The organism is Humidesulfovibrio idahonensis (assembly GCF_054657715.1).
This window is the reverse complement of sequence record NZ_BAAHYE010000003.1, coordinates 677,961-698,382: the sequence shown is the minus strand read 5'-3', so window position 1 is coordinate 698,382 and position 20,422 is coordinate 677,961. Positions and strand designations below refer to the sequence as shown.

The window sequence follows — 20,422 nt, the reverse complement described above, 5'->3', positions numbered from 1 at the left end:
GCCGCTCCCCGCAGGATGAATTTTCGGCGTGTCATCGTTTCGGACATGGCCCGGCTACTTCTTCATGCCGATTTTGCGCAGCCAGGACTCAATGTCCCCGCGCGCGGTCTTCACACTGCTACCGCGCACGGCCAGTCCCTCCAGCAGCGTCGCCTTGGGGCAGAGCTTGGCCATGTCCGCCGGGGCGCGCCCCAGGCCGCTGCCCTCGTGGGTGATGAAGGGGACCAGCGTCTTGCCGGAGAGGTCGGCGTCGGACAAAAACGTCTTCACCGGCGCGGCAAAGGTGCCCCACCAGCTGGGCGAACCCACGAAAATCACGTCGTAGGACGCGAGGTTCGCAATCTTCGTGGTGAGCGGCGGCTTGTACCCGCTCTGCAACTCCTGTTTGGCCTGCTCCGTGGTGGGCCGGTACTCGGTCGGGTACGGATTCACGGTCTGCAGCTCAACGATATCGCCGCCAGCCAGCGTGTGAATCTGGTTGGCCATGTCCCGCGTGTTGCCGGAGCGCGAGTAGAAGACCACCAGGATCTTTTTCCCCTGCTCGGCTTTCTCTGCGGCGCTGGCCGTGGACAGGCCAGGGACGATCTGTGTTGCCGCGCCCACAAGCAGCCCGGTTATCGTCAACTTCATGAAGCTGCGCCGGGACTGGTCCGGGGTCACGCTGCTGTCCTTGTTGTTCTTGCTCATGGTCTTCTCCTATTCTCCTGCGGGGCAGTCCGTTGAAGCGGCAAGCTCGGCCTGCGCCTCGAAATCAACGATACGCTTGCGTAGCGTGGCAATGGTGCTCGCCAGCGCCTGGGAGCCGAGGACCATGCGCAGCGGCGCAGGGGTCACGTCCACGCTTTCGATGATGCGCGCCGCCATCTTGGCCGGGTCGCCGGGGGCCAGGCCGTTCTTGGGGTCGAGCATCTGGAGGAAGGCGTGCGCCGGAGTCTGGTCATATTCGGGCATGAGCTTGGCCACCTGGGCGCTGCCGTAGCGGAACTCGGTGCGCGCGCCGCCGGGTTCGACGATGGTCATACCGATACCGAAGACCGCGACCTCCTGCGCCACGGACTCCACGAAGCCTTCTATGCCCCACTTGGTGGCGTGGTACAACGAGTTCCCGGCAAATGCGACCTGACCGCCGTAGGAGGAAAGCTGGATCACCCGCCCGCCGCCCTGCGCCCGCATGTGTGGCAGCGCGGCGCGGATGAGCTGGATGGAGCCGACCAGGTTGGTGGCTATCATGTGCTCGACCTGCGTGTCGGAGAGTTCCTCGGCCGCGCCGAACAGACCGTAGCCCGCATTGCTGACCACGACGTCGATGCGCTTGAGCTTGGCGAAGACGCGGTCGACGACCGCCCGGACCGCCGCCGCGTCGGTGACGTCGAGGATTTCGGGCAGGAACGTCTCCGGATACAGCCGCATCAGGTCGGCCACCTTGGAGGTGTCGCGGACAGTGCCGACCACCGTGTCGCCGCGCTTCAGAAGCTGTTCGCTCATCTCATGGCCAAAGCCGCTGCTGACGCCCGTGATGAGCCAATTGCGTTGTTTCATGTCCTTTATCCTTGTGCTCTGGCGCTCTGCGCCGTGACCGCGTTTGTGTCCCGCGTCATATCCATACTGCCGGGCCGCGCCAGCGTGTAGATACGATCCTGTCCAATTATTGCCTGATTCTATCTCCAAGCATCGGAATCGTCTCCTTCCGTGAAGGAACTGCGCGGCGGTAAGATAGGCGCATCCCGCTGCCGCTCTGGTCGGAAGCAGCATGCGCCGCTCCTGACCCTCTTCGGGTCTTCAGGCAGGGCCGAGAATTTCCTGCAGCGCCTTGGGCGGCGCTTCCCGGCCTAATCCAGCTGCTTCTCGTGCAGCCACCTGGACAGCAGGTCCGCGACTTCCATGTTGTTCAGGTCCGAGAAGGGGAAGTGCGTGTTACCGCGCACGCCGATCTCGGGCAGGTGGACCACGGTGACGTCGCCGCCCCTGCGGTTCACGGCATCGGCCCAGAGCCTGGCCATGTGCAGCCGCACGCGCCACTGGTCCTGGCTTGGCACCTGTGTTGGCTGGTCCGGGATGTAATCGCCATAGTAGATGACGATGGGGATTTTGGTGAGCTTCATGAATTCCGCCAGAGGGATGGCGGTCGCCTCAAGCGTTCCGCCCGCGCTTTGCATCGGCGGCGGAACCTCGCCTTCCGGGAAGACGAAGCCGCTGCCGGGCTCATAGGCCACCACAGCGCGGACGTTTGCGCTCTTCATGGCCGTGAGCCAGCCGGGGCCGCCGCCTTGCGAATGGGTCACCAGGATTCCCGCCCCGATTTTGGCATGCAGGGCCGCGAGGGCGTCCGAGATCAGCCCGGCGTCGAAGGGGCCGGTGTTCGGGGTCATCTGCCGGAAATACTGGTCCAGGGCTTCCGCACTGCGCGGGAACTGCACGCCGGGGAAGTAGTCCGGCCAGATGCCCACACGGAAGGTTCCGAACCAGAGCTGGTCGCTCGGAGTCGGGGTGATGGTCGCGGGCAGGGTGCTCTGCCCGGCATCGCCGCGGCGCGGCTGGTCCACCAGGTACACCCCGAAGCCCCGGCGCAGGAAGATGTTCTGAAAGCCCTCGCGCCCGTCCGGCGTGCTCTCCCAGGTCTTGGAGAACTGCCCGAAGCCGTGCAGGAACACGAGGGGGAGTTTCCTGGCGTTCACCGGGCGCTGGTAGAACACATAGGCATGGTCGCCATGCAGCGTCTGCCCGGCTGGGGTGGGCTTGTAGGGATCGAACGCGCCGGTACTGGTGATGACCGTTCCGCCGACGGCGAAACTGCCCTGCTCCTGAATGCTCAACGGGCCTGACGTTTTGCCGCCCCGGGCTGCCGAGCACGCGGACGCCAGCAAACAGAGGGCGAGCAGGAGCGGGGCGAAACGCGCATGATGTCGTGTTGCCATGGTCACTCCTCCTTACCGAAAGGCCTTGCTGTAGAATTCCTTCAGCTTGGTCACCACGGGGCCGATGTATTGGGGCCTGTCGTACAGGTCGATGTGCGAGGCGCCGGGGATGCGGAAGAGCTCCTTCGGCTCCTTGGCCTTGTCATACGCGTCCTGGCTGAAATAGAGCGTGTCCGCCTCGGAGCCGGCGACCAAAAGGAGGGGACGCGGCGAGATGGTCTCGATCTGCTCAAAGGGGAAGAAGGCCATCTGCAAGCCGAGGCTGGTGAAGATGTAGCGGTTGGGAGAGTTGGTGTGCTGGGCCCTGGGCGTGCGGTAATACTCGTAGCCTTCGCGATAGAGCTTCGGGGTGCTCTCGGTGAACAGCTCCGCTGTGTCGGGCACGACAGCAACCATGCGAACGGGCTCGCCACGGGCCTCCAGCGTGCGCTGCTTGCTGATCTCCTCCAGCCGCTTCATGCGCTCCTCGTAGGTGATGGTGCCGCCGACGCCTTCCCGGCGCGCCCTCCCCAGGTCGAAGACGCTGACGCCAGCGACCGCCTTGATGCGCGTGTCCGTCTGCGCGGCGTTGATGGCATACGCCCCGCCGGTGCAGATACCCAGCGCGCCGATGCGGCTTGCGTCCACCTGGGGGTGGTTGCTCAAGTAGTCGACGGCGCTCCGGACGTCCTCGACGCGGGTGGCCGGAACCTCCTTCAGGCGCGGTTCGCCGCCGCTCTCGCCGTAATGGGAGGCATCGTACGCCAGGGCGATGAAGCCCTGTTCGGCGAGCCGCTGCGCGTACAAGCCGGAGGTCTGCTCCTTGACGCCGCCGAAGGGGTGGACCACGACGATGGCCGCGTATTTCTTCTTCGCATCAAAGTTGGCGGGCAGAAAGAGGTTCCCGACCACGGTAATGGTGCTGTTGGGAAACGAGACCTTCTGGACGGTGACGCCGCGATTCTTGTCAGCCATGTCTTTCGCCTCCACGGTTTGGGCAACGGCCAGCAGCGAAAGCAGAAGGGCCAGGCAGAGCGGACCCGTGTGCCGAATAGTCATAACATTACCTCATTTCGTCAGGATTGAGAGGTGCCCCTTGTGAAACTCGCCTATGCCACGCCATGATCTCTATCTCCTGTGCGGGTCGCCGTGTAGATACGATCCACGCACATTCTTGCCTGATTCTATCTGGAGCGAGAAGGCGCTGCCCGCTTCTCCAGTCTCTTTGTGTCCATTCTCCGGTCCTCTCCGCATGTTTGGGCTGCGCCCCTGGGCGTGCGGAATGCCGCGACGAACGCCCCTCGGCCCTTACACGCTGTCCCCGGTTTCCGGGGTCTTGGGCTTTGGCCCGGACGGTGCGAAGGGAAAGGGCTCGGTCATGGCGGCGGTGGCCTTGCCAAGCCAGGCGATGCAGTTGCCGAGGTGCTCCATGTTCCGCAGGCCCTCGTCGTCGTCCAGGACCTCGCCCTTGTCGCGGCCCACACCGATGTTCCAGTAGGTGGAGCCCGGCACAATCATGGAAGACATGAGGAACATGTGGTTGATGGTGTCAAACACGTGGGTGGCGCCGCCACGCCGCACCGCCACCACAGCGGCCCCGATCTTGCCCCTGAACAGCCCGCCGTTGGCCAACGCCACGAAGCCCGCCCGGTCCATCAAGGCCTTCAATTCAGGCGTTATGGCCGCAAAATAGGTGGGGGAGCCAAGGATGAAGGCGTCCGCCGCGTACATGCGCTCCAGGTATTCGTTGATGCCGTCCTTCTCCACGGCGCAGCGGGCGTTTTGTTTCTCAAAACACTTCATGCAGGCCAGGCAGCCATGCACCGCCCGACCTCCAATCTGCATGAACTCTGTGCTCCATCCTGCTGCCTCCAAAGGGGCAAGCACCTTTTTAAGCAGGATTTCCGTGTTGCCGCCTCGTCTGGGACTGCCGCTTATCGCTATGGCTTTCATGATGCATTCCTTTGTGTTGAAACTATGCCGGGCGTGTTGTCCCGGTGGCGGTGAAACGCCGCGCTATGCATTTTTCCCCATGTCAAAGGCCTGCCGCATGGCGAGCGACTTCTTGATTTCGCCGACGTTCCAGGCGCCCACGCCATAGACCACGCCCTTTTCCCGGGCGCGGGTGAGGCAGGACGTGAAGCCACGGAAGCCCTCCACCGTCCGCTCCATTGCCGCCAAGTCCGTGTCCGCCGCGGCCAGGATGAAGTAGAAGTCCTTGTCCTTGAGGTGGGTGTAGCCGGAGCAGGTGCGGTCGATGAGCGTCTTCATCTGGCCGCACATGGTATAGAAATAGACCGGCGTGGCCATGACGATGACGTCCGCCGCCACCATCTTCTCCAGCACCTCGGCCATGTCATCCTTCTGGGAGCAGACCATCTTTTTCTCGAAGCAGGCCCCGCAGCCGGTGCAGTAGTTGATGTCCAGCTCCGCCAGGCGGATCTTCTCCACCCGGTGCCCAGCCTCCTGCGCTCCGGTCAAAAATTGGTCGCACAAGAGGTCGGAGTTGCCGCCCTTGCGCGGGCTGCCCGAGAGAATCAGCACGTTCTTCATGACACCGCATCCTTTGCAATTGGGTTGATTGCCGCCTCTCCAGGATTGGCATGGCCCCCAAAGAACCGGCAGGAGAATCTGCTGGTATTCCCCAGTACGGTGAGAAACGCAGCCGCCGTGAACAGCAGCATTATCCAGGTCATGGTCCACGGCGTGCCATTGCTGAACAGGGCTAGCAGCAGCGAGGAGACGATGCCGCTCCCGTATTGCAGCGCGCCGATGAGCGCGGAGGCCGAGCCCGCGATGTGCGGTACCTCGTCCAGCGCGGCTGCGGTGGCCACGGCTGCGACGATTCCGTTCATGGAGAAGAAGACGAAGACCATCCCGACGATTATGGGCATGCCGAACAGCTCCGCCCGGACGAATACGGCCATGGCGGTGATGGCCAAAAGCGATATGGTCGTCGCGATCTGCAGCAGCGTGCGCAGGGGGAACCGGTAGACGAGATGCCTGTTGAAGAAGCTGATGACCATGACGCCGAGGATGTTGACCGCGAACAGCCACCCGTAATGCTGCGGATCGACGCCGAAATGGGAGATGTAGACGCGCGGAGACCCGGCGATGAAGGCATAGGCAGCAACGTAGTAGAAGGTCACGCAGAGGGTGAACCGCATGAACACCTTGTGCCTGAGCAACAAGCCGTAATTCGTGAAAGCGCTGCGTATCGAGGCAGGCGTCCGCCTTTTGGCGGGCAGGGTTTCCGGCAGCCAGAACAGCGAGACGAACATCAGCAGGCCGATGGCCGTGAGCAGCCAGAATATGCTGTGCCAACTGCTGACCCGGATGATCTGGCCACCCATCAGGGGACCGATGATGGGCGCAATGGCCATGATGATGATCAGGGTCGACAGCATCTGGGCCGCCTTGGTGCGGGAGAACAAGTCCCGAATCATCGCCCGCGCCAGCATGGGGCCGGTGCACGCGCCGAAAGCCTGCACGATGCGCCAAAAGACGATCTGCGCGATGGACTGCGACAGGGCGCACCCGGCGCTGCCCACCGCGAAGATCAGCATGCCGATGAACAGCGGAAGCTTGCGGCCCCTGCTGTCGCTGATCGGCCCCCAGAGAAGCTGGGCGAAGGTGAACCCCACCAGGAACCCGGTGATGGTGAGTTCGGCGTCGCCATGGAGCTCTTGGGCCATCGTCGGCATGGCCGGAAGATAGATGTCGGTCGAGAGCGACGTGAACGCCATCAACGCCCCGAGAATGGCCATGAACAGCGCGCCGGTGGCGACTTGCGCGTCGTTTGCCGTGGGCTTCAGAGTGTCCATACGATTCTTGCTTGTCTCCGATGGCTTGTAAGAACGGTGAGCCGTCCCTACAGCTCCTGGTTCGTGGGGCGGAAGAGGATCTCGTTCACGTCCACGTCCTGTGGCTGGCTCATGGCGAACACCACCATGCGCGCGAAGGTCTCGGCCGGGATGGCGTAATCCTCGTAGAACTTGCGGATGCCTGCGGCGACGTCCGGCTCAGTGACGCTGTGCATCAGCTCCGAGGCCACCGCGCCCGGCGAGAGCACCGTGGTACGGATGCCGTAGGGCTTCACCTCTTGGCGCAGGCCCTCGGAGATGACACGCACGGCGGTCTTGGTGGCCGCGTAGACGGCCGAGCCGGGGCGCACCTTGTGCCCGGCCACGGAGGAGACGTTGATGATGTGGCCGGACTTCTGGCGCTGCATGTGCGGCAGCGCGGCGGCGATGCCGTGGAGCACACCCCTCAGGTTCACGTCGATCATCCTGTTCCAGTCGTCGAGCTTGAGGCGCTCCAGCGGCGAGTGCGGCATGAGCCCGGCGTTGTTGAGCATGACGTCCACGCGACCGAACACGCGCACGGCCTCGTCCACCAGCGCCTTCACCTGGTCAGGGTCGGTGACGTCCGTGGCCTGAGCCAGGGCCTTGCCGCCGCCAGCAATCAGCTCGTCCGCCAGGGCCTGCAGCCGCTCCACGCGCCGGGCACCCAGCACCACGATTGCTCCCTGGGCGGAAAGCATGCGCGCCGTGGCCTCGCCCAGCCCGCTGCTCGCACCAGTGATGACCACTACCTTTCCAGTGATATTGTCATTCATGACGAATCCTCCTTGTGATGGCCTTTCCGGCCAACATCGCGCTGTAGCAGCGCATGCCATGAACCTAGTCACTGCGGGCCTCGGAAGGTAGATACGATCCGCGCGTATTCTTGCCTGATTCTGCCGCAACAGGAGTCCGGGGCACGGTGTTGGGTATCGCTACGTTCCGGCTTCGTGGCCAAGGCTGGTGACGATGTGCGTCACCGTGTCCCAGGCGTTGTGGATGCCCACCAGGAGCAGGCCCAGGGCCACGCCACCGATGGCCAGCAACGCCCATTCGCTCCCGGCGAGGAGCGCAAGTGCGCTTGCCAAGAGCGCTGCGTTGAGGCCGCAAGGCAGCAGCATGTACCAGAAGCGGTCCCCGCAGTCCGGGGCGTAGTAGTCCTGCCGTCTGGAGCGCTTGATGATGCCCACCCCGTTGGCCAGGCCCGCGAGGCCGCAGACGATGAGCGCCAGCGAGGCGTGCACTGGCTCGGCCCAGGGGATGCACATGAGTGCGGACACGGCCAGGGCATTGGCGAGGTGCGCCACAGTGGGCGAGGCGAACGCGCGGAGCGCTTCCATTGGCACAGCCCTGCGCTGGCTGGCGACGAGGGTGATCACCACGAACTGAATGCCGATCAGGGCCGCAGCGGCAGGCCCGACAACGATGTAGTAGTTCTGCCAGGACGGCAGGGCCTGGCTGACGAACGCGTCCATGTGCGCCCCTCCTTCTTTTGCTTCACCGAGGGAAGCGCCGGTCCCCGCGACTTGTCCGCAGGGACCGGCCTTGATACGAGTGTGCCGCCTAGCGGTCGATGAGCGCCATGTGCTCGGGGGGCAGGCGGTCGCCCGTCACGGTGATCTTGGCGAAGGCTTCCTCGATCTGCCTCATGTCCTCGGGCGAAAGCGCGATGTCCGCCGCGGCGAGGTTCTCCTCCAGGTGCTTCAGACTCCGTGTGCCAGGAATGGGCACGATGAAGGGCTTGCGCGCCAGCAGCCAGGCCAGGGCGATCTGCACCGGGGTGGCGTGTTTTTGCGCGGCCACGTCCCGGAGCAGTCCCAGCACCGTCTGGTTGGCCCGCATGGAGTCATGGGTGAAGCGGGGGAAGGACGCCCGCAAGTCGGTGTCCGGGGCGAAGCTCATGGCCGGATCCAGGCTTCCGGTGAGGAAGCCCTGGCCCAGCGGGCTCCAGGGCACGAAGCCGATGCCGAGTTCCTCGCAGACGGGGAGCACCTCGGCCTCGGGGTCGCGCGTCCAAAGGGAATACTCGGTCTGGATCGCAGTGAGCGGGTGCACGGCGTGGGCGCGGCGGATGGTCTTTGCGCTCGCCTCACAGAGGCCGTAGTGCCGCACCTTGCCGGCCTGAATCAGTTCCTTCACCGCTCCGGCCACATCCTCGATGGGCACGTTCGGGTCCACGCGGTGCTGATAGAGCAGGTCGATGTAATCGGTCTTGAGGCGCTTGAGGGAACCCTCCACGACCTTCTTGATGTGCTCCGGCCGGCTGTTGAGGTTCGGGAAGTTCTCCAGGTCAAAACCGTACTTGGTGGCGATGACCACCTTGTCCCGCACGGGCGCTAGCGCCTCTCCCACGAGTTCCTCATTGGTGAGGGGACCATAGACCTCGGCGGTGTCGAAGAGAGTGACGCCACATTCAAAGGCCGTGCGGATGAGTGCGATGGATTCCTGCTTGTCCGCCGCCGGGCCAAGGCCGAAGCTCATGCCCATGCAGCCCAGGCCGATTGCCGTGACTTCCAGTCCGCTTTTGCCCAACAGTCTCGTCTTCATTTTGCCTTCTCCTTGAGAACTTGAGTAGTTGCCAGTTCCGGCGCTGGGGCAGCGCCACAGCTACTGTCTCTAGTCTCGAACCTGCGCAGAAGGTAGATACGATCCGCTCTCTTTCTTGCCCGATCCTCCCGCCACCTGGAGAAATGAGCCTACTTCCCGCCGTACTGCTCGTCCGTGACTTTCTCCATCCACGTGGACGATTTGCCATCCTGTTGCTCCACGATGGCGATGTGCGTCATGGCCGTGGCGGGCGCGGCGCCGTGCCAGTGCTTCACGCCGGGGGCGATCCACACGGTGTCACCGGGGCGGATGGTCTCCACCGGGCCGCCCTCGCACTGGACCAGGCCGATGCCCGAAGTCACTATGAGCGTCTGCCCGAGCGGGTGCGTGTGCCAGGCCGTGCGCGCGCCGGGCTCGAAGGTGACGAGCGCCCCCTGCATGCGCCCCGGAGCTCTCGCCGCAAAGGGGGAATCCACGCGCACGCTGCCGGTGAACCAGTCCGCCGGCCCCCTGACCGACGGCTGCGAACCGCTGCGGGTGATGGTCACGTCCTCGCCCTGCGCGGCCAAGCCTGCGGCGGGCGAGAGCAGCGCCAAAAGCGCCGATGATGCGATGAGCTTCTTCATGGTGATCTCCTTGTTGTTTCGGGGCGAGGCTATTGCTGGAACTGCGGGCCGCAGGCGCCATAGGCGAAGATTGCCCCGTTGGGCGCGTCCTCGAAAATCTTGCCCCCGTAGACCAGCGCTCGGCGGTCCACCCGCATGGCGGGCCAGGGGCCGAACTCCGCGCCCAGAGCGCGCAGGAGGGCTATGGCCGTGGGCGTCACGGTTTCGCCCTGTCCGGCGAAGGGCCGCACGGGAATGCCCTGCAGCAGCTCCAGCACCGCCGGGGCGGGCACCGGAATGATGCCGTGGGCGCAGGCAACGAAGCCGTCCGCTAGGGGCAGCGGGCTGACCACGAAGCGCGCGGGCGAGAGCTTGGCGAAGAGCTCGCAGGTCAGGCTGATGTCCAGGATGCTGTCCAGCGCGCCCACCTCGTGGAAGTGCACGTCCTCGGGCTTCTTCTCGTGCACGGCCCCCTCAGCCCTTGCCAGCAGGGTGAAGGTCTCGGTGGCGAGACCCTTGGCCGCGTCGGTCATGCCGCAAGCATTGATGAGCGCCGTGATGTCGGCCAGCGTGCGGTGCTCGTGCTGGTGGGGCAGGTTCACCTCCGCGTGCCAGCCGCCGATGTGGTTCACCTGCTTGCGCACCAGCCGCACCGAGCCTGCGAGTTCCGGCATGATGGCCGCGAGCATGGCCACCGTCTCCGCCTCGTCCACTTCCGTCATATTCAGCAGTCCGGCCAGCAGCATGTCGCCGGACAGACCGGAGTTGGCGCGGATGGTCAGCACTGACGGGGCATGGTGGCCGTGGCTGTGGCCATGATGATGGTCATGGCCATACTCGTGCTCATGCTTGTGCTCATGCTTGTGCTCATGTCCGTGGTCGTGGTGTTCGTGCTTGCGGCTCATAGGCTGTTCACCACCCGGGCGGCGGCGCAGGCCGCGCCGTAGCCGTTGTCGATGTTCATGATGGCCACGCCTGGGGCGCAGCTGGACAACATGCTGGCGAGCGCCGCGTTGCCGCCCTTGGCCACGCCGTAGCCCACGGAGGTAGGTACACCGAACACGGGCTTGGGCGTGAGTCCACCCAGCACGCTTGCCAGCGCCGCGTCCAACCCGGCCACCACGATGACCGCGTCGAAGGCGTTGATCTCGCCCAGACGCTCGGCCAGGCGCCATAGTCCGGCCACGCCGCAGTCCTCGAAGACCTGATGCAGGATGCCCAGGTACTCCAACGTGCGCGCCGCTTCCCAGGCCACGGAGCCGTCGGCCGTGCCAGCGGAGACGATAGCCACGCGGCCTTTGTCCTTCTGCGACAGCCTGTCGCCGAAGGCCGTGCGCGAGAGCGGGTGGTAGTCGTAGCCGCTGCGCATGGCCTCGGGGACCTGGACGAAGATTTCCGGGGACAGCCTCGTGAAAAGCACGGGGCGCCCGGAACCGGCGCCGAATTGGCCGAGCAACTCGACGAGCGCTTCAAAGGGTTTGCCCTCGCAGAACACCGCCTCGGGCAGGCCGATGCGCGCGGTGCGGGAGTGGTCGAAAAGGATTCCGTGGTCCATAGGGCCTCTTGGCTATAGTTGGTGGGCGGCGCCCCGCAAAGGAAGGAGGACCGGGGCGCCGCCAGGACAGGGGGAGGTGTGTCGTCGGGCGGCTAGACCTTGATGAGCTCGTACTTGGTGCTGCCCAGGCCGATGGCTTCGGCGTAGTCGATCTGGTGCCTGCCGCGCGTATTGGGCCGCAGGGCTGCGAACTTGTCGTAGCCGTGGGAATGCACCGCGTGGCCATCCAGGTGGATGAGGCTCGGCGCGCTGTTCACCAGATCGAAGCTGGCCACGTCAATGGCCACGGGGTCCGTGGAGGCCAGGATGCCCAGGTCCGGCACCATGGCCGGTTCGCTCCAGCCCGCGCAGTCGCACTGCGTGGTCACGTGCATCAGGAAGTTCAGGTACACCACGCGGCCAGCAAGCCCCTGCACGGCGCCGTAGGCGTATTCCATCATGCGCTCCACGAAGTCGCCGAACTCGCTGGTGGCGTCGACGCTGATGGCTCCCTGCTTGCACACGGTGACACACTCGTAGCAGCCGATGCACTTGTCCTTGTCGATGACGGCCTTGCGTCCCACCTTCTTCCCATCAGGGCCCTTCTGCGGTTTGGTGAGCGAGAGCGCGTCCTGGGGGCAGACCTTCACGCATTCGCCGCAGCCCACGCAGCCGGGGTAGATGACCACGTTGCGGCCATGCTGGTCGATCTTGCCCGCCATGGGCGCGCAGCCCATGGCCAAGTTCTTGAGCGCGCCGCCGAAGCCGCCCATCATGTGCCCCTTGAAGTGCGAGAGCACCACCATGGCGTTTGCGCTGCGAAACGCCTGGGCGATTTTCACGCTGGCGAAGTGCTTCAGGTTCACAGGCACTTCCTCATAGCACTTGCTGGTCACTCCGTCGGCGATGATGACCGGCGCTCCCACCACATAGGGCGTGAAGCCGTGCAGGTAGGCTGTCTCCAGGTGGTCCACGGCGTTGTGCCGGGTGGATTTGTACAAGGTGCAGGTGTCGGAGAGGAAGGGCCGGGCTCCGGCGGCCTTCACGCAGTCCACCACCTGCCGGGCAAATGTCGGGTGCAGATAGGTGTCGTTGCCGGCTTCGCCGAAGTGGGCCTTGATGGCCACGACTTCGTCCTCGCCGCCCTTGAGAAGCGGCTTCACCTTGTCGGCCAGGCCCACGGCCTCGCACAGGCGGCGGATTTTGGCCAGGCGGTTGTCGGACGGATTCTTTACGGAGAGGTCCGCGTAATAGACGGGAACAGTCATGCTGCCTCCTTGATTCTAAAGCGTGATGAGTTCGTACTGGTCGTTGCCCATGCCGAGCGTCTTCATGTACTCCAACTGGCGCAGACCGCTGCGGGATTCGATGCGCTCCACCAGGGCGCGCTTCTGGCTTCCCGGCTGGGCATACACCAGGTCCACGCAGGCCTTGTCCACGGCCAGGATGTCCGTGGAGGCCACGATGCCGATGTCCGGCATGGAGGGCGGCTGGCCGTGCGCGTCGCAGTCGCAATCCACGGAGAGGTTCTTCATGACGTTGATGTAGGTGATGCGCTGGCCGAAATGCGCGGCGATGCCCTTGCCCGATTCCACCATGCGCTCCAGGAACAGCGGGCCCTTGCTCCAGCCCTCGCCGTGGATCTGTCGCTTGCCCACCTGCCCGGAGGCCACGCCGATGCCGATGTTCTTGAGCGAGCCGCCGAAGCCGCCGCTGGTATGGCCCTTGAAGTGCGTGTACACGAGCAGCGAGTCGTAGTTCAGCAGGTGCTTGCCCACGGCAATTTCGGTCAAGTGCACGCCCGGCGTGTAGGGGCGGTCCTTCAGGGCCGGGGAGAGCCACTTGTCGAAGAACTCCTGCATGCCGGGAATGGGCAGCATCACGTCGCCATCGGCGTCCATGATGTCCACCGGGCAGAAGTCAAAGCCGTTGGTCTTGATTGTTTCGAGGTGGGTCTTGGTGCGCTGCCGCGGGCTCGGGTAGAGCACGTTGCACTCCACGATGGTGCTGTTGGGCACCTTGGCTTGCAGGCCCTTGATGAGGCAGATGGGCAGGAGGTTGGGGCCATGCGGCTCGCCGGTGTGCAGCTTGATGCCGACCTTGCCGCCGATACCCTGGTTCACCTTGGCATAGACCTTGAGCAGCCCGGCCACGCTGATGTCCTTGGTGAAGTAGACCTTGGCCTTGTCCTTGGCGGAGTCGCCGGAAGCTTTGTCATCCGCTTTGGCCCCTGCCGCAGCCGAAGCCTCGCCAAGGCTGGCGAGTTCATACGCGGCCACGGCTCCCAGCGCCATGGCGCCGCCCTTTAGGAAATTCCTGCGTGTCATCTTGTCGTCCATGAAAACACCCTCCTCCGTGATGAAGACCTTTCGCCAGCTCGTGCAGCGGATCGCGGTCCTTGCCAACTCGCGCGGGCACAGCTTTCCAGCATGCCTCTTGAGGATGATTCTATAGGGCGGACGGCATGGGAGGAGGAGATACGATCCTGCTCAATTCTTGCTCGATTCTCTCGCTGGCAGGGTCTTCGTTCAGAGTGGGCGGGGTTCAGGCAAAGGCTGGGAGGAGTGAATAAGGGAGCATGGGCTTTCTGGCCGTTTCACCCCGCTTACAAAATGTAGTGCAAAGCTGTAGTGCAGCAAAGAAAAAGGCCTTACGAGTTTCCTCGTAAGGCCCTGATCTTTCTGGTGGAGCTGGAGAGAATTGAACTCACGGCCTCTTGAATGCCATTCAAGCGCTCTCCCAACTGAGCTACAGCCCCACGTCGTTGGGAGGTCCTCTTTAGCCGTTGGCCGGTCCTTCTGTCAAGCAATGGAAGCGTCACAATAAAAAAATGGACGAATTATTTTCGCCGTGCCGGGCGGTAAGGATTGAAAACCGTTGCGGCGCATCATGTTTCCGGCAGCGGTTGCGGGGGCTTCACCCCTGCTCCTGCCCCGGAGGATGGGCCTCTTTGGCCAGGGCCAGCCAGGCCTGGGCCGCGTGGGAGAGGTAGCCGCCCTTGCGCCACAGCAGGGCCATGTGCCACACCATGTCCGGTTCGTCCAAGAGGATGAAGCCGAGCCCCGGCTGGCGGCGCTGCTCGGCCATGAGCCGCGGCAGCAGCGCGATGCCGAGCCCGGCCGCCACCAGCCCGGTGATGAAGTCTATCTGCCCGCTGCGCGCGGCGATGGTGGGCGTGAAGCCCCGGCGGGCGCAGCAATCCAGAATGATCTTGTTGAGCAGGAAGCCTTCGTCGAACAGGATGAACGGCTCCTTCGCCAGGTCCTGCAGCCGCAGGGAAGGGCGGCTGGCCAGAGGGTGGCTGGCGGGCAGCAGGGCCACAAGCGGTTCGGCGCGCACGTCCTGCCAGTCGAATTCCTCGGGCACGGGCATGAGCGACGCCGCAAGGTCCACCTCGCCCGCGCGCAGCAGCTCCTCCAGACGCTTGCTGCCATGCTCCACAAGGCTGATTTCCACGCCGGGGTAGCGGCTACGGAACAGCGCGAAAATGGGTGCGAAGAGCACGCTGCTGCCGAACAGCGGCAGCCCCAGGCGCAGCCGCCCGCGCCGGAGCCCGCGCAACTCGTCCAGCTCGGCCAGCATGTCCTCGGTCTCGGTGAGGATGCTCAGGCCGCGGCGGTAGATGACGCCGCCCGCATCGGTGAGGCGGCTCTTGTGCCCCATGCGCTCGAACAGCGGCACGCCGAGCTCGTCCTCCAGCTGGCGCACGGCCTTGCTGACGTTGGGTTGCGTGGTGAACAGGGCCTTGGCCGCCTGGGAGAATCCTCCCCGGCGCGCCACCTCCACCAGGGCGTGCAGATTGCGCAGTTCCATAGCTATTCCATATTGGAATGAATTCTATGCTGTCAATTCATTTTACACCTGGTTCCGACGGTCTTAGATGGAACTTGCGCGCAAGACAAACGCGCCGAGGAGTTCCCATGTATCTGCGCAAGCTGTATCTCTCGTTCCGCTTGGCCCTGCACCGCAGCCGTCTGCTCCAGGGCGGGCTCATCATCGGCTTTTGGGCCGTGGGCGAGCTTGTATCCCGCGCCGCGCACCTGCCCGTGCCAGGCGGCATCATCGGATTGGCGCTGGTGCTGCTGCTGTTCGCCAGCGGCCGGCTCAAGACCATCAGCCTGCGGCGCGGGGCGGACTGGCTGCTGGCCGAGATGCTGCTGTTCTTCGTGCCCGCGGTGCTGGCCGTGCTCGACCACCGGGAGTTCTTGGGCCTGCTGGGCCTGAAGCTTCTGGCCGTGGTGCTGGGCGGAACCCTGCTCGTCATGGGCGGAACCGGGCTGACCGTTGACCTGTGCTGCCGCCTGAGCCCCAGGTTGGTGCGCCATGACGACAAGTAGCCTGCTGCCGGGCGCGGCGTTCTGGGCCGGGCTGTTCTGGTCGGCCGCCACCATCGGGCTGTATTACGGCGCGCGCTTTGTGCACCGCAGGCGGCCGCGCTGGTGGTCCTCTCCGCTCACCCTGGCCCCGCTGCTGCTCATCGGCCTGGCCCTGCTGCTGCACGAGCACTACAGCGAATACATCCGGGGCACGCACTGGCTGGTGGTCATGCTCGGGCCGGTCACGGTGGCCTTCGCCCTGCCCATATTCAAGCAGCGCGCGGTGATACGCCGCCACTGGCCGGTGCTGCTGGCGGGCGTGGTCATGGGCAACGCCATCGCCATGCTCACGGCCTGGGGGCTGGCCACGGCGCTCAACCTCTCGGACACGGTGCGCCTGAGCCTTTTGCCGCGCTCGGTGAGCACGCCTTTCGCCATGTCCGTGTCCGGCGACATCGGCGGCATACCCGACCTGACGGCGGTGTTCGTGGTGCTGACGGGCATTTTCGGCGCCGTGCTGGGCGAGCTGCTGCTGGCCTGGCTGCCCTTGCGATCGGCCCTGGCGCGGGGCGCGCTCTTCGGCATGGGCGCCCACGGCGCGGGCGTGGCCCAGGCCCGGCGCATGGGGCAGGAGGAAGGGGCCATCGCCAGCCTGGTGATGATTCTTGCGGGCTTGTGCAACGTGCTGGCCGCGCCGCTTTTGGCCTTGGCCCTGCGTTAGGTGCGAAGGCATAGGCGGTCGTCCACCCGGCCCGAATCGGTCAGCTTGTGTTTGCGAAGCTCCAATCGGCCAAGGAAAACCGAGGGAATATCCATCAGTTTGGCCGTGGCTCGGGGAGAGAAATTGATGGGGCGGGTTGCGGCCGGGGAGTCCCCCGGAGCCGTGGCCCCAGCCTTGGGAGTCTCCGTGCGGACGGGTTTTACGTGGCCGGCGCGATAGGGGAAAAATGAAGGACTTCGGGACCGCTGCCCCGCGGAATATCCGCCCGCGGCGCTTGGGCCAGCAATGCTGGAGCGTGCCGCGGAGCTGCGCCTTCCGCCGCCCTTTGCCGGGGCGCAACAAAAAGGGCCTGCGAAACGTTTCGCAGGCCCTTTTGTTTTGCTGGGGGAGCGGGCGCTACTTGAGCGAGAACTCCGCCCGGCTCAGGTTCGCGTCCTTCTTGCCGCCGCTGGTCTGCTTGGGCATGGGCTTGGGCGGCAGCAGGAACACGCGCTCCGCCGGGACCTTGCCGCCCGCGCGCAGCCAGTCGGCCACGGCCTTGGCGCGCTGGTCGGCCAATTGCCGCAGCTCCTCGTCGTCCACGGGCGCGTTGGCCAGCATCAGCTTCTCCATTTCCTCGCGCGGCAGGCTCTTGGTCAGCCCGATGAAGTTGCGCGGCTTGGGGAACTTCTCCAGCTTGTAGGCTTGCTCCAGCAGGTCCGGGTATTCCTTTTCGCTCACCACGACTTCGTCGAGGGAACCGGCCTCCTTGCGCTGCTTGACCATCTGGGCCAGCTTGCGCGCCTTGACCTTGCGCTCCATCCAGGCCTGGCGCAGGCCTTCGCGGTCCTTTTCCGGGTCCACGCTGCCCGCCACCTCAAGCTTGAGCGCGGGCCTGTCCTCCAGGGCCTTGGACAGGGCCTCCAGGCGTTTTTGGGCCTCTGGCGTGAGCTGCGCGTAGCCGGGAACGAAGTCCACGTGCGAGAGCTCCTCCCCGCCGCCGAAGAGCGAGCCGAGCAGGGCAAAGGGCGCTGTGACCGCCTTGGACAGCAGGTTCAAGATGACCTGCACCACGATGCCGCCCACGGAGAACTGCGGGTCGTCCAGCGAGCCGGAGATGGGCAGGTTGATGTCGATTTCGCCGCGCCGGTTCTTGAGCAGCGCCACGGCCAGGGTCACGGGCAGCTTGGTGGCGTCCGGGCTGTTCACCTTGTCGCCGAAGGTCAGCTGGTCGAGGAACACGCGGTTTTCGGCCTGCAGCTTGCGATCGGCTATCTTGTAGCTGAGGTACAGGGAGAGCTTGCCCTTTTCCAGGGCGTAGCCCGCGTACTTGCCGAAGTAGGGCGACATGGGCGTGAGCTCCACGCTGCGCACCTCGGTCTTGATGTCCAGCGCGGGCGAGGCGGAAAGCGGGTTCAGCTTGCCGGCGATGGTCAGGGGCGCGCCGTCGTAGAAGCCGCGCAAGTCCATGTCCGCGGTGCTGCCGGGGTCGGACGAGAGGCCGGTGATGCGCCCGCCGATCTTGGCCAGCTTGGCCGAATAGTTGGGCTTGATGAAGTGGTCGGTGAAGCTCACCGTGCCGCCCTGCAGGGTCACCTTGTCGATGCGCACAGGCGTTGCCTGCGTTGCCTGCGTTGCAGGCGTTGCCTGGGCTGCCGGGGCCGCCGCGGGGGGTGCGCTCTGCGAGGCGCTGGCGGCCGCGTCCTGCTTCTTGCCCTTATCCTGCTTCTTGTCCTTCGCGTTCTTCGCGTCCGCGCCGTCTTCCGCCGGGGCATCGGCCTTCTTGACCAGCTGCAGGACGTTGAGCTTGCCTTGCGGGCTCACGATGAGCCGGGCGTAGAAGTCGGAAAGGGCCACCTCGCCCACGCCGACGGCCAGGGGCTTGAGCGCCACGTTCATGCGGCCCAGGTGCAGCGACTTCCAGGTCAGGAAGTCCGCGCTGTTCACCTTGTCCACGCTGTGGAAGTTGCCCACGGTGAGCTGGCCCTTCCAATCTCCGGTGAGGCTGCCGTCCGGCGCGGCGGCCAGGGTCAGCTCGCCGTCGCCCGTGAGCTGCCCCTTGGTGACGGTGAGGTTGATCTTGTCCGCGAAGTAGGGCTGCAAGGGCAGCAGTTCAAAGCCGCGCAGGTCCGCCTTGAGCTTCAGGGAAAGGGGGGTGAGCTGCACCGGGCCGTTCAGGGTCAGCGCGCCCTTCTTGTTGATGACCAGGGCGAGGTCGAGGGTGGTGCTGGTCTTGGGCGCGGTGCTCAGGGCGCCCAGGTTCAGCCGGGTGATGTCCAGGGTCTGCGTGGCCGCGGGCTGCACGGCCTTGTCCTCGAAGCGCAGGCCCACATCGGCGATGGCGGTCTTGGCGATCTCCACCAGCCAGGCCGGGGCCGCGTCCTTGGCCGCGTTCTTGGCAAAGGCCTTGGCGCGGGGCTTCCGCGCGGCCGGTGCCGGCGCGCCGGTGCCGGCGTCCTGCTTGGGCATAAGGCCCTGCAACCCGGCGATCTGTCCGTCGGCCAGGCGCGTGGCCGAAAGGGCCAGCCCGTTCAGCTCCACAGCGCCGACGGTCACGTGGCGCTTGGGCGCATCCACCTTGATGTCCTTGACCGCGAAGCGCTCCAGCGCGGCCGAGGGACCGGCCTCGCGGCCTTGGGCGTCCTGCCAGCGCAGCACGGCCTTGCCCAGGCGCAGGCCGCCCAGGGCCAGCTCCATGGGCTTGGGCTCGGCGGCCTTTTGCGCCTTGCCCGTCTTTTCCGTCTTGTCCGTCGCGTCGGCCGGGGCTGTCTTGTCTGTCGCACCGGGGGCTGCGGTCTTGCCCGCCTTCTCTGTCTTTTCCGTCTTGCCCGGGCTCGCCGCCGCGTCGCCGCCAGGCATCTTCTTGGCCAGGGCCTGCCAGTTGAGGCTGCCGTCGCGGCCGGTGCGCACAAAGATCTCCAGGCCGTCGATGCCGATCTCGCCGAACTGGAAGCGGTTGTTCAGCGGGGCCACGGCGGCCAGGGGCACGTCGAGCTTGGCCAGGTTCAGCAGCGGGGCCTTGCCGCCTTCCAGCAAATGCAGGCCGCTCAGTGTCACCCGGCCAGCGAGGTTCAGCGAGGGCGCTTCCTTGGGGGGCTGGCGGAACACCAGCGTGAGGTCGGTGTCCACCTGGCCGCCCGCGATGGTGAAGGGCAGGGGGAAGGGCAGGTAGGCCAGGTAGCTGGCGAGTTCGAAGCGGTCCAGCTCCAGCTTGAGCTCGCTTTCGCGGTCGGCGGAGAAGGGCTTGCTCTTGCCGTCCAGCTTCAGGGGCGCGCCGTTGATGACCGCGGAGAAGGCCGGCTCTGTGTAGACGTTGGCCTGGTAGGCGAGGTTGGAGACGAAGGGCAGCGAGAGGTTGATGTCCGTCACCGCGTGCTGCTTGCCCACGGGCTGGTCGTCAAAGTCCACGCGGCCGCCGGTGATCTTGATGTTGTTGACCGAAAAGCTGGGCGTGGGCTTGTCGCTCGGCTTCAGCCATTCGTCCAAAAGGTCGGAGATGTCGTAGCGGCCGGGAGCCACGCGCGCCACATGGATGCGCGGGCCCACGAGGCGGAACTCCTCCACCACGGGCGCGGCGTGGATGACCGAGGCGATGTCCACGTCGAGCACGAGCTGGTCGAAGGCGAAAACCTCGCCCCCTTTGCCGTCGCCCACCTTGAGGCCGTCGACCCGGACGGACATGGCGTAGGGATTGATGTAGATGGCTCCTAGGGTGACGGGCCGGTGCAGCTGCTCGGTCAGGATTTTGGTCAGCAGCGAATGGGCGATGGGCGGCCCGGCGAAAAAGCCGAAGGCCCCGAAGAGCGCTGCGGCCGCAAGAAAGCTGATGGCGGAGATGCGCAAGCGGCGCAGCCACGTGGGGGAGATGTGCGGTGCTTCCATGATGGGACGTTCGCCTTGTTGTGTGTTGGCCGCAGGTGGCGGCGGCCTGCCGTCCAAATGTGCGCATGGCCGGGGAATCGAATTTTACGTAGTAAAGATAAG

Annotated in this window: 19 protein-coding genes and 1 tRNA gene; 2 read left to right on the top strand and 18 right to left on the bottom strand. The window is 65.2% G+C overall.

Annotated features, from left to right (window positions below):
• Positions 1 to 54: 54 nt before the first annotated feature.
• The 17 genes from ACYQ4W_RS09630 to ACYQ4W_RS09550 form a co-directional block, all read right to left on the bottom strand.
• Positions 55 to 687, bottom strand: a complete 633-nt coding sequence (locus tag ACYQ4W_RS09630; protein WP_459855781.1) for a flavodoxin — start codon at positions 685 to 687, stop codon at positions 55 to 57.
• Between the two features lie 9 nt (positions 688 to 696).
• The gene (locus ACYQ4W_RS09625; RefSeq protein ID WP_459855779.1) at positions 697 to 1,539 is read right to left on the bottom strand and encodes an SDR family oxidoreductase; all 843 of its coding nucleotides are present in this window, start codon (positions 1,537 to 1,539) and stop codon (positions 697 to 699) included.
• A gap of 290 nt (positions 1,540 to 1,829) precedes the next feature.
• Positions 1,830 to 2,915, bottom strand: coding sequence for an alpha/beta hydrolase (locus ACYQ4W_RS09620; RefSeq protein WP_459855777.1), 1,086 nt, complete (start codon positions 2,913 to 2,915; stop codon positions 1,830 to 1,832).
• 12 nt (positions 2,916 to 2,927) lie between these two features.
• Positions 2,928 to 3,953: an alpha/beta hydrolase gene (locus ACYQ4W_RS09615; RefSeq protein WP_459855776.1), complete on the bottom strand. Its 1,026-nt coding sequence runs from the start codon at positions 3,951 to 3,953 to the stop codon at positions 2,928 to 2,930.
• Positions 3,954 to 4,202: 249 nt separating this feature from the next.
• Positions 4,203 to 4,847 carry a flavodoxin family protein gene (locus ACYQ4W_RS09610; RefSeq protein WP_459855774.1) on the bottom strand — a complete coding sequence of 215 codons (645 nt, stop codon included), beginning with the start codon at positions 4,845 to 4,847 and terminating at the stop codon, positions 4,203 to 4,205.
• A gap of 63 nt (positions 4,848 to 4,910) precedes the next feature.
• Positions 4,911 to 5,447 carry a flavodoxin family protein gene (locus tag ACYQ4W_RS09605; protein WP_459855772.1) on the bottom strand — a complete coding sequence of 179 codons (537 nt, stop codon included), beginning with the start codon at positions 5,445 to 5,447 and terminating at the stop codon, positions 4,911 to 4,913.
• The gene (locus ACYQ4W_RS09600; protein WP_459855770.1) at positions 5,444 to 6,718 is read right to left on the bottom strand and encodes a multidrug effflux MFS transporter; all 1,275 of its coding nucleotides are present in this window, start codon (positions 6,716 to 6,718) and stop codon (positions 5,444 to 5,446) included. Before ACYQ4W_RS09600 ends, ACYQ4W_RS09605 begins: the two co-directional genes overlap by 4 nt.
• 47 nt (positions 6,719 to 6,765) lie before the next feature.
• A complete protein-coding gene (locus tag ACYQ4W_RS09595; RefSeq protein WP_459855768.1) occupies positions 6,766 to 7,512 on the bottom strand; it encodes an SDR family oxidoreductase in 747 nt (248 codons plus the stop codon).
• Positions 7,513 to 7,671: 159 nt separating this feature from the next.
• The gene (locus tag ACYQ4W_RS09590) at positions 7,672 to 8,211 is read right to left on the bottom strand and encodes a hypothetical protein (RefSeq protein WP_459855766.1); all 540 of its coding nucleotides are present in this window, start codon (positions 8,209 to 8,211) and stop codon (positions 7,672 to 7,674) included.
• An 88-nt stretch (positions 8,212 to 8,299) separates the two neighbouring features.
• A complete protein-coding gene (locus ACYQ4W_RS09585; RefSeq protein WP_459855763.1) occupies positions 8,300 to 9,283 on the bottom strand; it encodes an aldo/keto reductase in 984 nt (327 codons plus the stop codon).
• Between the two features lie 149 nt (positions 9,284 to 9,432).
• Entirely contained in the window at positions 9,433 to 9,909 is a 477-nt protein-coding gene (locus tag ACYQ4W_RS09580; protein WP_459855761.1) for a (R)-mandelonitrile lyase, read from the bottom strand.
• A 29-nt stretch (positions 9,910 to 9,938) separates the two neighbouring features.
• Positions 9,939 to 10,793 (bottom strand): nickel pincer cofactor biosynthesis protein LarC, encoded by an 855-nt coding sequence (gene larC / locus ACYQ4W_RS09575; RefSeq protein WP_459855758.1) that lies wholly within the window; start codon positions 10,791 to 10,793, stop codon positions 9,939 to 9,941.
• Positions 10,790 to 11,443 carry a nickel pincer cofactor biosynthesis protein LarB gene (gene larB, locus ACYQ4W_RS09570; RefSeq protein ID WP_459855756.1) on the bottom strand — a complete coding sequence of 218 codons (654 nt, stop codon included), beginning with the start codon at positions 11,441 to 11,443 and terminating at the stop codon, positions 10,790 to 10,792. The genes larC and larB overlap by 4 nt, the downstream gene beginning before the upstream one ends.
• A gap of 92 nt (positions 11,444 to 11,535) precedes the next feature.
• The gene (locus ACYQ4W_RS09565; RefSeq protein ID WP_459855754.1) at positions 11,536 to 12,690 is read right to left on the bottom strand and encodes a DUF362 domain-containing protein; all 1,155 of its coding nucleotides are present in this window, start codon (positions 12,688 to 12,690) and stop codon (positions 11,536 to 11,538) included.
• Between the two features lie 15 nt (positions 12,691 to 12,705).
• The gene (locus tag ACYQ4W_RS09560; RefSeq protein ID WP_459855752.1) at positions 12,706 to 13,761 is read right to left on the bottom strand and encodes a DUF362 domain-containing protein; all 1,056 of its coding nucleotides are present in this window, start codon (positions 13,759 to 13,761) and stop codon (positions 12,706 to 12,708) included.
• A gap of 343 nt (positions 13,762 to 14,104) precedes the next feature.
• Positions 14,105 to 14,180 (bottom strand) — tRNA-Ala (locus ACYQ4W_RS09555).
• Between the two features lie 158 nt (positions 14,181 to 14,338).
• Entirely contained in the window at positions 14,339 to 15,235 is an 897-nt protein-coding gene (locus tag ACYQ4W_RS09550; protein WP_459855749.1) for a LysR family transcriptional regulator, read from the bottom strand.
• A gap of 107 nt (positions 15,236 to 15,342) precedes the next feature.
• Between ACYQ4W_RS09550 and ACYQ4W_RS09545 the strand changes: the two genes are divergently transcribed.
• Both ACYQ4W_RS09545 and ACYQ4W_RS09540 read left to right on the top strand, forming a co-directional pair.
• A complete protein-coding gene (locus tag ACYQ4W_RS09545) occupies positions 15,343 to 15,759 on the top strand; it encodes a CidA/LrgA family protein (RefSeq protein ID WP_459855746.1) in 417 nt (138 codons plus the stop codon).
• Positions 15,746 to 16,459: an LrgB family protein gene (locus ACYQ4W_RS09540; protein ID WP_459855743.1), complete on the top strand. Its 714-nt coding sequence runs from the start codon at positions 15,746 to 15,748 to the stop codon at positions 16,457 to 16,459. The genes ACYQ4W_RS09545 and ACYQ4W_RS09540 overlap by 14 nt, the downstream gene beginning before the upstream one ends.
• Positions 16,460 to 16,855: 396 nt before the next feature.
• Here the strand turns inward: ACYQ4W_RS09540 and ACYQ4W_RS09535 are convergent, their stop codons facing one another.
• Positions 16,856 to 20,320: a DUF748 domain-containing protein gene (locus ACYQ4W_RS09535; RefSeq protein WP_459855740.1), complete on the bottom strand. Its 3,465-nt coding sequence runs from the start codon at positions 20,318 to 20,320 to the stop codon at positions 16,856 to 16,858.
• Positions 20,321 to 20,422: the final 102 nt, after the last annotated feature.